This is a genomic window from Apibacter sp., assembly GCF_025291155.1.
Classification (GTDB): Bacteria; Bacteroidota; Bacteroidia; order Flavobacteriales; family Weeksellaceae; genus Apibacter.
In genome coordinates this window covers 1-12,279 of record NZ_JAMBJZ010000004.1, presented here as the reverse complement: position 1 = coordinate 12,279, position 12,279 = coordinate 1, and the positions used below count along the sequence as shown (strand labels likewise).

Here is a 12,279-nt window from a genome sequence, read left to right as displayed (position 1 = left end):
TATTTTTGAATTTATATAAATTATATCATATTTTCTAATTCTTTAGAACCTTGTTATAATTTATTAGTAACTTAGGTGCACACAATAAATACTGAGATGATAAAAGAAATGAAGGTAAAATATGAAGAATATTCTACTTGGAATGAATTATCTAAAGATGATCTTCTTTTAGTTAACAAGGCTAAAGAGGCAAGAAATTTAGCCTATGCCAACTATTCCAAATTTAAAGTCGGAGCTGCAATACTACTGGATAACGGAATAATATTAACCGGAAATAACCAAGAAAATGCAGCATATCCAAGTGGCTTGTGTGCGGAAAGAACAGCAATTTTTTATACTATTGCCAATTATCCTTCTTCTAAAATAATAAGAATGGCTGTAGTAGCAGGAAAAGATGATACAAATTCGATTCCCATATCACCCTGTGGAGCCTGTAGACAAGTATTGTTAGAATATGAACACAGACAAAAAAAACCTATTGAATTTCTTTTTACTGGTATGAAGGGTAAAGTAATAAAATTTTTCCAATGCGCAGATTTTCTTCCTTTTTTTTTCGATGAAAACTCATTGTAAATTATATAATTTTTAACACTTATAAAATATTTAGTAAAAAAATAAAATTTATTTTATTCCTTCAATTCTCGATTTTGTCCCAAAGTAATTAACATGAAAGTTACAGAACATATTAAGAATGCCAATGGAAAAACGTTATTTTCCTTTGAAATTCTACCCCCGAAAAAAGGTGAAGATCTACAAAATATATTTTCTAACATTGATCCCTTAATGGAATTTAAACCTCCTTTCATTGATGTCACTTATCATAGAGAGGAATATGAATATAGGGAGTTACCCAATGGATCAATCCAAAAAATTATTACAAGAAAACGTCCTGGAACAGTTGGAATTTGTGCAGCTATCCAACAAAAATATAAAGTCGATGCAGTACCGCATCTAATATGCGGAGGATTCAATAAAGAAGAAACAGAAAATATCCTAATAGATTTCAATTTTTTAGGAATTGATAATATTTTAGTATTACGAGGAGACCCAATAAAAAGTGAAGGTTTTTTTAAGCCCCATCCGCAAGGGCATTCCTATGCAAATGAATTAGTTAGTCAGGTTGGACATATGAATTCAGGCAAATATCTACATGAAGAATATGCCCATGGAGCTACAAACTTTTGCATCGGTATTGCAGGATATCCGGAAAAACATTTTGAAAGTCCGAATTTAGATACAGATTTAGGATATCTGAAACAAAAAATTAATGCTGGAGGAAATTATATAGTCACCCAGTTATTTTTCGATAACAAAAAATATTTTGATTTTGTAAAGAAATGTAGAGAACTAGGAATTACAGTGCCCATAATTCCAGGAATAAAACCCATATCCATTAAAAAACATCTTACTATACTTCCTAATGTTTTTCATATTGATATGCCTCAAGAATTGGTTAAAGCTGTAGAAAACTGTAAAGATAATAAAGCTGTATATGAAGTAGGTATTGAATGGACAATAAATCAATGTAAAGAATTAATGAAACAAGGGGTACCCGTTCTACATTTTTATTCAATGGGTAGATCGGAAAATATTAGAAGAATTGCAACAGAACTTTTTTAAATGCAAAAAATAAAATTAAAAAATATAAAAATATACGCCTTTCACGGCTGTTTAGAAGAAGAAGCGAAAATCGGTTCTTTTTATATAGTGAATGTAAAAATATGGCTAAATTTGGAAAAACCCGGAAGATCGGATAATCTTCAAGATACCGTTAATTATGGCATTATTACGCAAATAGTAAAGGATCAGATGGCTATACGTTCCCATTTATTGGAACATGTTGCTTATCGTATTATTAAAGAAATAAAAACGCAATGTAAAAAGATTACAGCCGTTAAAGTATCTGTAGCAAAGGTTAATCCACCGGTTAATGCAAATATAGATCAGGTAAAAGTAACTTTTAAAAAGAAATTTTATTAGATTTTAAATTTTATTCAAAAAAAATTGTAGATTTGCAGTCCAATAAAACGGCTTCGTGGCCGAGTGGCTAGGCAGAGGTCTGCAAAACCTTGTACAGCGGTTCGAATCCGCTCGAAGCCTCAATAAAAACCATCTCTTCGAGATGGTTTTTATATTATATATATATTAGTTTTTTGCTCAGGTAGCAATTAATCTCTCTGGAGTCTGACACGCTTTCTTCTTCATTACAAAGAAATTTCTTTTTTTCAGAAAAATCCTTCCTTTCGTTTAATATATCTTCTTTCATGTGTTCTAATTCTTTCAACTTTACAGATAGAAGTCTTCCTCAAACGCATTTATATTATTCTAAGCCGGTTATCCAGTATTTTCAGCTACTTCAATAGAATTTAGATATACTTATATTCTCCTTAAATAACCAGCATATCTGTTTATTTTTAACATATTGTAAGGCTTGGATCATTCTTTTGCATTGCAAAGTACTCATTGCTCCATTATAAAAATTAAATGTAAATTTTCCTATTTTTCTTTTTTGAAAGTAATGTATGGTACTATACTCATCCATTCTTTGATCGATCTTTAATTTTTTTCTAATTAATTAAATGTAAAAATTATAAACCCAGATGATAATATTATATAGTTTGGAATTTAAAAATCATTGATTATATGCTTCTGTATTTGAATAATATTTTTAACTATTAAATCATATACATGACATGCTCAAATAAATAATAATTAAAGATAATCAATATCAAATATATATTAGGATGTCACATTTCTTTACTAGAACAATTAGTAACTTGTCTCTTACAAAGTATAAAAAATTTGATAATCTTCCTTTATTCGGAATAAAAAATAAAAAAGTTAGATTTTCGAGAAATCTAACTTTTTTATTTATCTTGTAAAAATTATATATTTTCTATAATCATAGCACTTGCTCCTCCCCCTCCATTACAAATTGCAGCAGCTCCATACTTGCCATTATTTTGCTTTAATACATTAATTAGGGTAACTAAAATACGTGCGCCACTATTTCCTAAAGGATGACCTAAAGAAACTGCTCCTCCATTTACATTTACTTTTGACAAATCAATATTTAAAATTTTTGAATTAGCTAATCCAACTACAGAGAATGCTTCATTAAATTCAAAATAATCTATATCATGTAAGGTTATATTAGCTTTTTTAAGTGCTAACGGTAATGCTAATGAAGGAGCCACCGTAAATTTTTCAGGTTCACAAGCTGCATCTGCATATCCTATAATTCTAGCAAGAGGTTTCAACTCTAATTCTTTAGCTTTTTCTGCTGTCATTATTACTAAAGCTGAAGCTCCATCATTTAAAGTAGATGCATTAGCTGCTGTAACAGTTCCTTCTTTTTGAAAAACCGGAACTAGCTGCTTCAGCTTATCAAAATTTACATTTTTATATTCTTCATCTTCTGTGATAAGTACAGGATCTTTTTTTCTTTGATATACTGTAACTGGTACTACTTCTTCCTTAAATTTACCTGATTTCCAAGCTAATTCAGCACGAGTATATGATTGAATTGCAAATGAATCTTGTTCTTCTCTAGATATGGAGTATTCTTCTGCACAGGAATCTGCACAGATTCCCATATGGTTACGATCATATACATTGGTAAGGCCATCCTTGATCAATCCATCCACAAGTTTCTGATCTCCGAATTTATTTCCCTTCCTGCCATTAGTGATATAATAAGGAACCTGAGACATAGATTCCATTCCACCGGCTATGACTATTTCATTATCTCCTGCTAGAATGGATTGTGCACCTGAAATTACAGCCTTCATTCCTGAAGCGCAAACTTTATTTATGGTTGTACAAGGAACCTTGTTAGGTATTCCGGCACCTAAAGAGGCTTGTTTTGCAGGAGCTTGACCAACATTAGCCTGTAAAACATTGCCCATAAATACTTCATCAATCAGGGATTTATCTAATTTAATTTTATGTAATGCTCCTTCAATAGCCGCTGCTCCTAACTGCACTGCTGAAAGGCTTGATAGACTGCCTAAAAAACTTCCGATGGGTGTTCTCGCGGCAGACACAATAACAATTTCTTTCATTTTTTAATGGTAAAGTATTTTAATTTCCGTTTTTCCGTTGACTTTTGGTAAATATACTTCTTTTAATTAAAAAAATAATTAGTATAATGCTTTATACTATCATTAAAACTAAAAATCAGTTATTAATTATAAGAATGAACTCCAATTTTACAAATAACTAGCGCTAAAAATGAATAATTATTTCATTGTATTTTGATCCAGATTAATGATTAATTTTTCAGATTTAGGATGAGCCATACAGGTTAGAATCTTACCATTCTTTAGATCATTCTCAGTTAAAACTAAATTTTCATCTACATAAACATCTCCTTCTTTCAAAGTACATATACAAGCTCCACAAATTCCTCCTTTACATGAATAAGGCGCATCCACTCCGCTGTCTAATAAGGCTCTTAATAGAGAGGATCCATTATTTATCCAATTCATGGTTTGCTTTGTATTTTTAAATGTATATGTAACCTTTACTTCTTTAACTGTAGATCGCTTAACTTTATCATCATAAAAAACTTTTTCCACGGGCTCATATAATTCGTAATGTATATTTTTTTTTGGTATTCCGTGTTTATATACAGCATTGGCAAGGGTAACTATCATATCTTTAGGTCCACAGATAAGAGCTTCATCTACCTCATCCCAATCTAGTATCTGATTAATAATCAATTTAACTTTATGCTCATCTAATCTTCCGTGAAACAACTTATCTTGCACTTCCTGTTGAGAATAAAAAAAATGAGGGAAGAAATTTTGTGGATACTCTTGATTTAAGTTAATTAGTTCATCTTTGAAAATAGTTTGTTCTTCATTAGTATTGCCATAAAAAAGATATAATTGAACAGCTGGTTCATGGTATAAAGTATCTTTACAAATGCTCATAATAGGAGCAATGCCACTACCTGACGCAAAAGCTACTATAGTCCTTTTTTCATTGGGTCGGGAAGGAATCCCAAATGCTCCCATAGGGGCAGAAACTAATAATTGATCACCTTCTTTAATATTTTCTTGTATATATTTTGAAACAAAGGCATGGGGAGTCTTTTTTACAGCAAATGAGAGATAGCCCTCATAAGGCGCAGTACAGATGGAGTATTCTCTTTCAACGCTTTGTCCTTCGATATCAAACTTAAAACGAATAAATTGTCCGGGCTTCCATCTAAATATTGATTGTAATTCGTCGGGAATCGATAAATCTATTCTCATACTTCTTGAAGTAAGCAGTTCTAATTTTTGTACGCATAAAGAATAAAAGTGCATAATCTTCTTACTTTTTGATACGCAAAAATACCGGATTTAAATTAAAAAAATTAAATTTTTAAAGTCTACTCCATTAGGGCATTTGTTCCGTATGATCTTCAGAAGAAATAATACTATCAACAATGTATTTAGTATAGCCCCTCCAAGGCAAAGCTCCAAAATATTCCTTATAATGAAGGATGACATCTTTTCCGGTTAGCTTCATTAATCTATGGGCTAAATATTCGTTATCAACTGAAAATTCAAATTCATTGGATTGCATACCGCCGGCAGCTCTTGATTTAAATCCTGTCTGAATTAATTTACCCTCATAGGTTTTGAAAATAATTCCTTTGTGCATGATATAATTTAATTGTCCCGATTTAACACTGCTATCTCCATAGGGAACATAGTAATACACATAAAAAATTCCAACGCCTAGAATACTAATCAAGAGTAAAATTATAATAATTGTTTTTTTCCACGAACCTGATTTATTTTCCATATTAACTAAATTTATTTTATTGATTTATCATTTTATTATCATTAGCAAAATAAGGTAGTGAAGCGACAAAGTTGAAACAGGGACAAATAGCTTAAATGATAGCTTATCAACTTTTTATAATCCAAATCTATTCCAATTAGAACAATTAATAATATATTTGCGGTTATTTCTTGATTTTAACGTAAATATGAAAAATTCATCTCATCAGACGGGAACAGTATTTACCATATTATCTTTATTAGCCGTATCCCATATGTTTAATGATACTCTACAATCGGTAATTCCTGCAATATATCCTCTTTTAAAGAATTCATTAGCCTTAACATTTACACAAGTCGGATTGATAACGCTGGTCTATCAAATGTCTTCTTCTTTATTCCAACCTGTAATTGGAATAATAACGGACAAGCACCCTCAACCTTACTCTTTACCTATAGGCATGACCTTTAGTATGATAGGAGTAATATCTTTGGCGGTTGCTACTAGCTTCACTCATGTATTATTGGCCGTTTTTTTTACAGGCTTAGGTTCTTCTATATTTCATCCTGAAGCATCGCGCCTAGCCTATCTAGCATCTGGAGGCAAACATGGATTAGCCCAATCTATTTTTCAAGTTGGAGGAAATTTTGGCAGCTCTATAGGTCCTTTAATTGCTTTATGGATTATAACCCCTTACGGACAAAAAAATGTTGGTTGGTTAGCAATCATAGCTATAGCAGGCATTGGAATTATGCTTATTATTTGTAAATGGTATAAGAAAAATTTATACCTCTTAAAGGCTAAAAAGGAACAAGCTAAAAACGATAAAGATGATAAATCTATTGAAAACAAATCCCTTCCAAGATCAAAAGTGATTTTTGCTATAGGAATTTTACTAGTTCTCATTTTCTCAAAATACGTTTACATGGCAAGTCTCAACAGCTATTACACCTTTTATCTTATTAATAAATTTGGGATAAGTATTGATGAGGCTCAATTATATTTATTCGCCTTCTTATTTGCGATTGCAGCAGGCACTGTTATCGGAGGACCGGTAGGTGATCGCATCGGAAGAAAATACGTAATTTGGTTTTCCATCTTGGGCACTGCGCCTTTTGCCCTCATCATGCCCTATGCCAATCTTACTTGGACCTGTATTTTAAGTATAATTATAGGGTTAATTTTATCATCTGCTTTTTCAGCAATACTTATTTATGCTCAAGAATTAGTGCCCGGAAAAGTGGGACTCATTGGAGGGCTCTTTTTTGGTCTAGCTTTTGGAATTGCAGGTATAGCGTCAGCGATTTTAGGAAAAATAGCTGATAGAACAGGAATTCAATACGTATATTATCTCTGTTCTTTTCTTCCCTTATTAGGTTTGGCTGCGAGCTTTTTGCCTAACACTAAAAAAATAAGTAAAAACTAATATGTCTATTTAATTATAAAAATAAATTATTTATCTATCACCAAATAAAGTCATTCACAACCTTATATTCATTATTTATACGGTCGTACTCAAAATATATATGTTTCAGCCCATTAGTTAATAAAATATATTTTGACTTAATTTGAGAGTTGTAACGAGCCGCTTGCTCAAATGTACTTTGTGTAAGAGCAATTTCGGGTGCTTTACATTCAACTAATACAAAAGGTTCAGATTTTTTATATAGCAATATATCCAATCGTTTGGTTTGCTGATTCAGCACAATTTTTTTTTCAATAATAAACGCTGATTTAGCAATTTTTTTTTCAGATTGTATAAAAAAAATAATATGTTGTCTTACCCATTCTTCTGGGGTCAGAATTAACCATTTTTTTCTAACTTCGTCAAAAATATACCAAACAGATTTATCCTCTTTTATTTGAAAATTATATTTTTTAGGAAAATTTAAAACCGGAAGTTCCATAATTCTATTTATGAAGGAGTACAATAATTTAGTCAAAGATATTAAAAATAAACAGTTTTTACCCGTGTATTTTTTACAGGGTGATGAGCCTTTTTATATAGATAAAATAAACGATTTGCTTGAAGCAAATGTATTAAAAGAAGAGGAGAAAGCTTTTAACCAAAACATTGTTTACGGTACGGAATCGGACTTAGATCAACTTATCTCATTAGCCAAACAATTCCCTATGGGAGCCGATAAACAGCTTTTAGTAATTAAAGAGGCAAAAGGATTGCCTTTTGAAAAATCTGAAGCATTTGAAAATTATATCAAAAACCCTCAACAATCCACTGTATTAGTTATAAATTATAAGTATAAATCATTAGATAAAAGAAGAAGTCTCACTAAATTACTTACCAAGCAGGGATATATTTTTTCGAGTGAAAAACTCTACGATAACCAGGTTCCGGCATGGATCGGTACAGTATGCCAATCTTACGGATTGGAAATTGATGAAAAATCCAGAATGTTATTGGCTGAATTTTTAGGAACAGAACTTTCCCGTATTGATAATGAAATTCAAAAACTTAAATTAATTCTGGGTAATTCTAAAAAAATTACTCCTGAAATAATCGAACGTAATATTGGGATAAGTAAAGAATACAACAATTTTGAGTTAAGAAAAGCTATTGTTGAGAAAAATAGTAAACAGGCTTATAAAATTATAGATTACTTTGAAAAAAACCCTAAAGCTAATCCTATCGTATTGACATTTGGAACTTTAATCGGCTTATTTACTAATATTCTCATTGTTCATACTTTGCCAGTAAAAACGCCTCAAAATATAGCAAAAGAACTTCGAATTAATCCTTTTTTTGCCAATGAATATCTAACCGCTATAAAAAATTATTCCTTAAAAAAGACTACTGCATGTATTTCTTATTTGCGAGACGCCGATATGAAATCAAAAGGAGTACAGGTTTCTTCTCATGCAACCTCTAAAGATATTTTAATGGAAATGTTATATAAAATACTTCATTAATTAATTTTAACTAACTATTTACTATTATTAAAAACCCACATAAATAATATATACATAATTCAAATTATATTTGTTTGATTTATTAATACCATGTCAGAATTAAAAGTTATTGCAACGATTCAGGCAAAGCTTGATTATCTTGATGAAATAAAAAATATTTTATATTCCGTAGCAGACAAATCCCGCAAAGGATAAGGAAACATCTCTTACAATCTGCATCAAAATATTTAACTTTATTTACTTGAAATATGGAAATCGCGGGAAGCTACTACTTCTCATAGTAATACAAAGCATTTTAAGGACTTTTTAAAATCAATGGAAGTAAAATACGATAGTTTATATATAAATTTAGTTAATAAGATTTATTAAATATTCTATGTTTTTCAAAATAAAAAAAACAGAGTGCCATATAAAAGTTAAACGAATAAAAAATTGCCAAAATTCTATATTATTACAATTTATTTTTATTTCTGTTCCATATTTTTTATAAATTTGTTCCAATAAAAAAGACAAAATATGATTCAACTACATTTTCATCATCATTATTTACACACTTACAATCAGGTGAGGTAAGTAATTTTGTTATGCAAAATGAAAAAAATAAATAATAGCCGCCTGATTTTTCGGGCGGTTTTTTTTTAGACCTATTTCAAATACAAATGAAAATTATAAACTATGACTAATGGGTAAACTGAAAATAGCTATACAAAAAAACGGACGTTTAAGTGAAAAATCACTCGATTTATTAGGCGAATGTGGAATAAAAATTCCGAATGGAAATCAAAAATTAAAAACAGTTTCTACAAATTTTCCTATTGAAATTTTATTTCTCAGGGATGATGATATACCACAATATGTGGAACAAAATGTAGCGGATATAGGAATTTTAGGAGAAAACGAAGTTTGGGAAAAAGACCGCAACATTGAAATTATAAAGAAAGTAGGTTTTGGAAATTGTCGTATGAGCTTAGCAATTCCTAAAGAAGAATCATATACCGGTATTTCTTATTTCAATAATAAAAAAATAGCAACCAGCTATCCTAAAATTTTAAAGAAATTTTGTGATAAGAATAATTTATCGGTAGAGATAGAAGAAATAGGCGGAAGTGTAGAAATTGCGCCCGGAATAGGCTTAGCCAATTGCATATTCGATATTGTTAGTACCGGAAGTACACTTCTAATGAATGGATTAAAAGAAGTAGAAATAGTAACCAAAAGTGAAGCAGTACTTATAAAATCAAGAAATTTATCTGAAGAAAAACAACAAATTCTTCAAAAATTACTGTTTAGGATACAATCGGTTTTACATTCTAGAGAAAACAAGTACATTTTGTTAAATGCCCCGAATGAAAAAGTAAAAGATATTATTTCTCTTTTACCTGGAATAAAAAGCCCTACTATCTTACCCTTGGCTAAAGAAGGATGGAGTAGCATTCATTCAGTAATTAAGGAAGATAAATTTTGGGATATCATTGAGCAATTAAAAGAACATGGTGCTCAAGGAATTTTAGTTATTCCTATTGAAAAAATGATTCTATAAGATTTATACTCATTGGAATATAAAAGTATTATCAAAATATATCTTTTAATCTTTACCAAATTTACAATATGAAAATTATAAAATATCCTCATACAAATGATTGGTTACGTTTGACTCAAAGACCGGAAAACGAGAAAAGTTCCCTTCGGGAAACAATTGAAAAAGTTTTTACGGACATAAAAAATGAAGGAGATGCGGCATTGAAAAAATATACGCTTCAGTTTGACAAGGTAGTCCTTACAACTCTCAAAGTTTCTGAAGAAGAACTATTGGAAGCGGATGAATTAGTTTCTACCGAATTAAAAGAAGCAATCATACAAGCAAAAAATAACATTGAAAAATTCCATTTCTCTCAAAAAGAGGAGAAAGAAATAATCGAAACACAACCCGGCGTAGAATGTTGGAGAGAATCTCGGGCTATAGAAAAAGTTGGATTGTATATTCCCGGAGGCTCTGCTCCCCTTTTTTCAACCGCACTCATGCTAGGAATTCCTGCTAAAATTGCCGGTTGTAAAGAAATAATCTTATGTACACCTCCTAACCAAGAGGGAAAAATACATCCTGCTATTCTTTTTGCTGCAAAAGAAATTGGAATTACTGAGATTTATAAAGTTGGAGGAGTTCAAGCTATAGCTGCGTTAACACTAGGAACTGAATCCATTACATCCGTATATAAGATTTTTGGTCCCGGTAACCAATATGTCACTGCAGCAAAACAATATGCTCAAGAATTCAAAGTCTGCATAGATCTTCCGGCTGGTCCTAGTGAAGTGCTTGTAATTGCAGATTCTTCTGCTAACCCTGAATATATTGCCGCAGATTTACTCTCTCAGGCAGAGCACGGTACTGATAGCCAGGTTTTATTTCTTACTACAGATGAACAAATATTACACGATACTTTAGATGCTATAAAGATTCAATTGGAAGATCTTCCGCGGAAAGAAATTGCGAAAAAAGCACTGGATAATAGCGTAGGCATATTATTTAATTCTTTGGATGAATGCTTCCAATTCAGTAATCTTTATGCACCGGAGCACTTAATTTTAACCATTATTAATGCAAAACAATATACACAACATGTTGAAAATGCAGGATCTGTTTTTTTAGGTAAATATAGTTGTGAAAGCGCCGGAGATTATGCCAGTGGCACAAACCACACATTGCCTACCCATGGGTATGCTCGTAATTATAGCGGAGTTTCTCTGGACAGTTTCTTAAAAAAAATTACTTTTCAAGAACTTAGTAAAGATGGCCTTCAACGCATTGGAAAAACTATAGAGCTAATGGCTGAAGCTGAAGAATTACAAGCTCATAAAAACGCTGTAAGCATACGGTTAAAGCATAGCTAAATAAACTAAGACAATGTGCATTATTAAAATTTATTAAAAAATTTACGCTTATAACTCAATCAATTATACCCATGAAAAATATAAATCAGCTAGCCCGTTCAAATGTACTTAACATGCATCCTTATTCATCTGCAAGAGATGAATCGGGAGGAATTCAAGGAATTTTTTTAGATGCTAATGAAAATCCTTTTGGTAATAACAATCGATATCCCGATCCTTATCAAAGGGAATTAAAACAAAAATTAAGTGAACTTAAAAATGTTGATGCTGAAAAAATTTTTGTTGGTAACGGAAGTGATGAAATTATTGACCATATTTATCGAGTATTTTGCAATCCCGGCAAAGATAAAGTGATGTTTTTCAGCCCTACATTCGGAATGTATCAGGTTGCAGCTGAACTAAACGATGTAGAGGTCATAGACATCCCCCTCACATCCGATTTTCAAATTAACACAGAAGAAATTAAAAAATATATTACAGATGAAAACCTAAAGGTAATTGTAATTTGCACGCCTAATAATCCAACTGGAAATGTAATGAATCCAAAAGATATAGATTATATATTGGATAATTTTAACGGAATCGTAGCTGTAGATGAGGCCTATATAGAATTTACCGATCAAAGGTCATATATAGATAAAATCAATCGCTATCCACACTTGGTAATTTTCCAAACCTTAAGCA

At 31.0% G+C, this 12,279-nt stretch carries 13 protein-coding genes and 1 tRNA gene; 10 read left to right on the top strand and 4 right to left on the bottom strand.

Going from position 1 to position 12,279, the window contains the following annotated elements; all coding sequences use genetic code 11:
* Positions 1-108 precede the first annotated feature (108 nt).
* The 4 genes from cdd (at position 109) to M3Z80_RS00955 (ending at position 2,100) form a co-directional block, all read left to right on the top strand.
* A complete protein-coding gene (gene cdd, locus M3Z80_RS00970; protein ID WP_459251431.1) occupies positions 109-573 on the top strand; it encodes a cytidine deaminase in 465 nt (154 codons plus the stop codon).
* Between the two features lie 93 nt (positions 574-666).
* Complete coding sequence (gene metF / locus M3Z80_RS00965; protein ID WP_293916665.1) at positions 667-1,620, top strand: methylenetetrahydrofolate reductase [NAD(P)H]; 954 nt, start codon at positions 667-669, stop codon at positions 1,618-1,620.
* Positions 1,621-1,980: a dihydroneopterin aldolase gene (folB, locus tag M3Z80_RS00960; protein ID WP_293916664.1), complete on the top strand. Its 360-nt coding sequence runs from the start codon at positions 1,621-1,623 to the stop codon at positions 1,978-1,980.
* Between the two features lie 49 nt (positions 1,981-2,029).
* Positions 2,030-2,100 (top strand) — tRNA-Cys (locus tag M3Z80_RS00955).
* Positions 2,101-2,885: 785 nt separating this feature from the next.
* Here M3Z80_RS00955 and M3Z80_RS00950 read toward each other — a convergent pair.
* From M3Z80_RS00950 to M3Z80_RS00940, 3 genes are all read right to left on the bottom strand, one after another.
* Complete coding sequence (locus tag M3Z80_RS00950; protein WP_293916662.1) at positions 2,886-4,064, bottom strand: acetyl-CoA C-acyltransferase; 1,179 nt, start codon at positions 4,062-4,064, stop codon at positions 2,886-2,888.
* Between the two features lie 177 nt (positions 4,065-4,241).
* Positions 4,242-5,315, bottom strand: coding sequence for a 2Fe-2S iron-sulfur cluster-binding protein (locus tag M3Z80_RS00945; RefSeq protein WP_293916659.1), 1,074 nt, complete (start codon positions 5,313-5,315; stop codon positions 4,242-4,244).
* Positions 5,316-5,388: 73 nt separating this feature from the next.
* On the bottom strand, positions 5,389-5,799 hold the full coding sequence (locus M3Z80_RS00940) for a hypothetical protein (RefSeq protein WP_293916657.1): 411 nt from the start codon (positions 5,797-5,799) through the stop codon (positions 5,389-5,391).
* A gap of 187 nt (positions 5,800-5,986) precedes the next feature.
* Here M3Z80_RS00940 and M3Z80_RS00935 point away from each other — a divergent pair, with 187 nt between their 5' ends.
* Positions 5,987-7,204 (top strand): MFS transporter, encoded by a 1,218-nt coding sequence (locus M3Z80_RS00935; RefSeq protein ID WP_293916654.1) that lies wholly within the window; start codon positions 5,987-5,989, stop codon positions 7,202-7,204.
* 37 nt (positions 7,205-7,241) lie between these two features.
* On the opposite strand, the gene M3Z80_RS00930 is transcribed toward M3Z80_RS00935, so the two are convergent.
* The gene (locus M3Z80_RS00930) at positions 7,242-7,685 is read right to left on the bottom strand and encodes a type I restriction enzyme HsdR N-terminal domain-containing protein (RefSeq protein WP_293916652.1); all 444 of its coding nucleotides are present in this window, start codon (positions 7,683-7,685) and stop codon (positions 7,242-7,244) included.
* A gap of 10 nt (positions 7,686-7,695) precedes the next feature.
* On the opposite strand from M3Z80_RS00930, the gene holA reads away from it, so the two are divergent.
* The 5 genes from holA to M3Z80_RS00910 form a co-directional block, all read left to right on the top strand.
* Positions 7,696-8,706, top strand: a complete 1,011-nt coding sequence (holA, locus tag M3Z80_RS00925) for a DNA polymerase III subunit delta (protein ID WP_293916650.1) — start codon at positions 7,696-7,698, stop codon at positions 8,704-8,706.
* A gap of 246 nt (positions 8,707-8,952) precedes the next feature.
* A complete protein-coding gene (locus tag M3Z80_RS09765) occupies positions 8,953-9,075 on the top strand; it encodes a hypothetical protein (RefSeq protein ID WP_366519834.1) in 123 nt (40 codons plus the stop codon).
* Positions 9,076-9,388: 313 nt separating this feature from the next.
* Positions 9,389-10,246: an ATP phosphoribosyltransferase gene (hisG, locus tag M3Z80_RS00920; RefSeq protein ID WP_293916647.1), complete on the top strand. Its 858-nt coding sequence runs from the start codon at positions 9,389-9,391 to the stop codon at positions 10,244-10,246.
* A 68-nt stretch (positions 10,247-10,314) separates the two neighbouring features.
* A complete protein-coding gene (gene hisD, locus M3Z80_RS00915; protein ID WP_293916645.1) occupies positions 10,315-11,595 on the top strand; it encodes a histidinol dehydrogenase in 1,281 nt (426 codons plus the stop codon).
* Positions 11,596-11,666: 71 nt separating this feature from the next.
* Positions 11,667-12,279 (top strand): pyridoxal phosphate-dependent aminotransferase (locus M3Z80_RS00910; RefSeq protein ID WP_293916644.1); only part of this gene is annotated, 613 nt, incomplete at its 3' end.

Coding starts and splice junctions, on each gene's coding strand:
- metF (WP_293916665.1), top strand. CDS start 667: ATGAAAGTTACAGAACATATTAAGAATGCCAATGGAAAAACGTTATTT.
- M3Z80_RS00935 (WP_293916654.1), top strand. CDS start 5,987: ATGAAAAATTCATCTCATCAGACGGGAACAGTATTTACCATATTATCT.
- hisD (WP_293916645.1), top strand. CDS start 10,315: ATGAAAATTATAAAATATCCTCATACAAATGATTGGTTACGTTTGACT.
- cdd (WP_459251431.1), top strand. CDS start 109: ATGAAGGTAAAATATGAAGAATATTCTACTTGGAATGAATTATCTAAA.
- M3Z80_RS00950 (WP_293916662.1), bottom strand. CDS start 4,064: ATGAAAGAAATTGTTATTGTGTCTGCCGCGAGAACACCCATCGGAAGT.
- M3Z80_RS00945 (WP_293916659.1), bottom strand. CDS start 5,315: ATGCACTTTTATTCTTTATGCGTACAAAAATTAGAACTGCTTACTTCA.
- holA (WP_293916650.1), top strand. CDS start 7,696: ATGAAGGAGTACAATAATTTAGTCAAAGATATTAAAAATAAACAGTTT.
- hisG (WP_293916647.1), top strand. CDS start 9,389: ATGGGTAAACTGAAAATAGCTATACAAAAAAACGGACGTTTAAGTGAA.
- M3Z80_RS00930 (WP_293916652.1), bottom strand. CDS start 7,685: ATGGAACTTCCGGTTTTAAATTTTCCTAAAAAATATAATTTTCAAATA.
- folB (WP_293916664.1), top strand. CDS start 1,621: ATGCAAAAAATAAAATTAAAAAATATAAAAATATACGCCTTTCACGGC.
- M3Z80_RS00940 (WP_293916657.1), bottom strand. CDS start 5,799: ATGGAAAATAAATCAGGTTCGTGGAAAAAAACAATTATTATAATTTTA.